This is a genomic window from Ilumatobacter sp. (assembly GCF_041688325.1).
Lineage (GTDB): Bacteria > Actinomycetota > Acidimicrobiia > Acidimicrobiales > Ilumatobacteraceae > Ilumatobacter_A.
Genome location: NZ_JBDNIJ010000272.1, coordinates 1 through 2,521, shown reverse-complemented (window position 1 = coordinate 2,521; position 2,521 = coordinate 1). Strand labels below are relative to the sequence as shown.

Below are 2,521 nucleotides of genomic sequence, written 5' to 3'. Positions count from 1 at the left end.
TTCGGTGGCAGCGTCGCTGTCGGCAAGCTCGACACAATCAAGGCCGGCATCAAGCAGGGTGGTGGGTTCTTCTACGTCCCTGAAGCCAAGTCGTGGATCACGGCGTACCCCGTCGAAGGGCTGCCTGCTGCACGCTAGATCTACACCGATAACATGCTCATTGGGATCGAGGCTGGCATTATGGTGCTGAGCCAAAAGTGCCCGAACCTCGGTTGTCGTGTGCCTGAGTGCAAGACGAGCCAGTGGTTCGAGTGCCAGTGCCACGGTTCCCAGTACAACCGTGTTGGCGAAAAGAAGGGCGGTCCCGCACCTCGCGGTATGGACCACTTCCCTGCCGTGATCTCGCCGGCCGGCGACGTCTCAATCGATACCGGCACATTCGTGTCCGGGGCCGCGATCGGTGTGAACACCACCGGTCAAGAAGCTGAAGGCCCGCACTGCACGGGTGGAGACGAACACTGATGATTTTGGCCTCAACGACGGGAACGATCGCTGTTATCAGCGTTGTTTTCATTGCGATCGGTTGGGTTGTTTACGGCATTTTCAATGTCGTGGCAGGCCGCAAGGAAGTGGGTTCGGAACTCGAACTCGCCGCCAACCGCAAGGAATATTACGACGATGAAACGCTCGAAGGCTCGCGCCTCGAACGGGTGCAGCTCTTTGGCGTGCTGCTGCTCGCCCTCATTGTGGTGATGCTGCCGGCGTACTGGATTTTCGAGCACAGCCGTCACGCCGGCGCTGAAGAGGGTTGGAACAACAGATATGCCAGCTGGGGGTCGCAGCTCTTTGCTTCGACCGCTGACGGTGGCTTTAACTGTGCAGGCTGCCACGGCGGCATGGGCGGCGTGGGTGGCGAAGCGCCGTTCACGGTGACCGACCAGCTCACTGGCGAGGTCACTGCTGTCAACTGGAAAGCACCGGCAATCAACACCATTTACTACCGCTTCGATGAATCTGAGATCGAGTTCATCTTGAACTACGGCCGTCCGTTCTCACCGATGTCCCCGTGGGGTCTTGTCGGCGGTGGCCCGATGAACACCCAGCAGATCGATAACGTGCTCGAGTACCTCAAGTCGATTCAGCTGCCGCGCGAGAATTGCGGCGTGGGCGAGGTCGAGGCGTTCAGCTTCTACGGGCAGGAACTTTGCCAGAGTGGCTCCGTTCCAGAAAAAATCGCCAGCGACATTCAGGCTTCGATCGACGGCGCAATCGCCTCAGGCGAAGCAGCCAGCGTCGGTGAAGCTGTGTTCGACCTCGAACTTGGCAGCGGCGCCTACAGCTGCGCTCGTTGCCACACACAAGGTTGGAGTTACGGCGACCCGGGCCAAACCGGCCAGGGCGCGTACGGTTGGAACCTGACTGGCGGCGCAACGAATAGTCACTTCAACAACGAAGCCGACATGGTTGCGTTCTTGAAGAACGGTTCTGAGTTCGGCAAGGTCTACGGTAACCAGGGTCAGGGCAGTGGTCGGATGCCTGGTTTTGGTGCGATGCTGACCGACGAGCAAATCGAAGCAGTCGTCGAATACGTACGGAGTTTGTGAGCATCATGTCATTGTTGGCAATTGGATGGGAACCCGAACTACGCGGGCTCTTAACGGTGATCATTGGCGTTGTCGTCCTGATGGGCAGTATTTACATGATCATGGCGACGAACATGGGTTCGCGCCTTTCGTTCCTTGTCACCCTGACCGGGCTCATGGGCTGGATGGCCCTGATGGGCGCGACCTGGTGGATCTATGGGATCGGCCTGAAGGGGCCCGAGCCGTCTTGGGCTGCAATCCCGGGCCAGACCATCATTCAAGACGTTCCGGCGCTGCGCAGCGCTGGTGCTCTTGAAAGTCTCCCGGACGGCTATGAGGACGCACCCGCAACGGAAGTGCATAAACTTGTTGAGCAGCAATTCTTCGACGAGGGCTACATCAAGATCTCAGCGGGCGACGCGGCGTACGGCCAGGCTCAGGCTGCGGCAAGCGCGAACATCGAACTCGATGGTGCCCTCGCGGCTGGCCAGTACGAGATCACTGAGGTTTTCGATATCGGCGGCGAGCGCTTTCCGTTGATTGCCAACAATCAATCCTTGGACTTCTTTGCGTTCTTCCATAAGCCGCACTTCACCGTTGTCGAAGTCGCGCCGTTGATACCGGTCCGGACAGAGCCAGGCCGAGCGCCTGCAATTGCCGAGATCGACGAGGCAGGCCAACGGCAGTACGTCTATATGGTTCGAGACCTTGGAGCGAAGCGTCAGCCGGCGGTTGTTCTGACCATTGGCGGCGGAGCAATCTTCCTTGCGCTCTGCTACCTCCTGCACCGTCGTGAGCGCATCTTGAAGGACAACCTCTCCAGCGCCGTCGCCACGGCATAGGGCAGGCTTCTATGTCGCAATACCTCCCGGTCATCTTCTTGATGTTCCTGGCGATCGCCTTCGGCGGCATCAGCTTCGTGGCATCACGAGTGCTCGCACCGAGCCGCCCGTCAACAGCCAAGGAAGCGCCTTACGAGTGCGGCATCGTCCCCACAC

The 2,521-nt window shown here is 59.3% G+C and carries 3 protein-coding genes; all 3 read left to right on the top strand.

The window, feature by feature from the left end; translation table 11 throughout:
- Positions 1-153: 153 nt before the first annotated feature.
- Genes ACH2EI_RS14895 through ACH2EI_RS14885 form a run of 3 tightly spaced genes read left to right on the top strand, consistent with a single transcriptional unit; the run spans position 154 to position 2,365 of the window.
- Complete coding sequence (locus ACH2EI_RS14895) at positions 154-462, top strand: ubiquinol-cytochrome c reductase iron-sulfur subunit (RefSeq protein WP_395160605.1); 309 nt, start codon at positions 154-156, stop codon at positions 460-462.
- Positions 462-1,544, top strand: coding sequence for a c-type cytochrome (locus ACH2EI_RS14890; protein ID WP_395160603.1), 1,083 nt, complete (start codon positions 462-464; stop codon positions 1,542-1,544). Before ACH2EI_RS14895 ends, ACH2EI_RS14890 begins: the two co-directional genes overlap by 1 nt.
- 5 nt (positions 1,545-1,549) lie before the next feature.
- On the top strand, positions 1,550-2,365 hold the full coding sequence (locus ACH2EI_RS14885) for a hypothetical protein (RefSeq protein WP_395160601.1): 816 nt from the start codon (positions 1,550-1,552) through the stop codon (positions 2,363-2,365).
- Positions 2,366-2,521 lie beyond the last annotated feature (156 nt).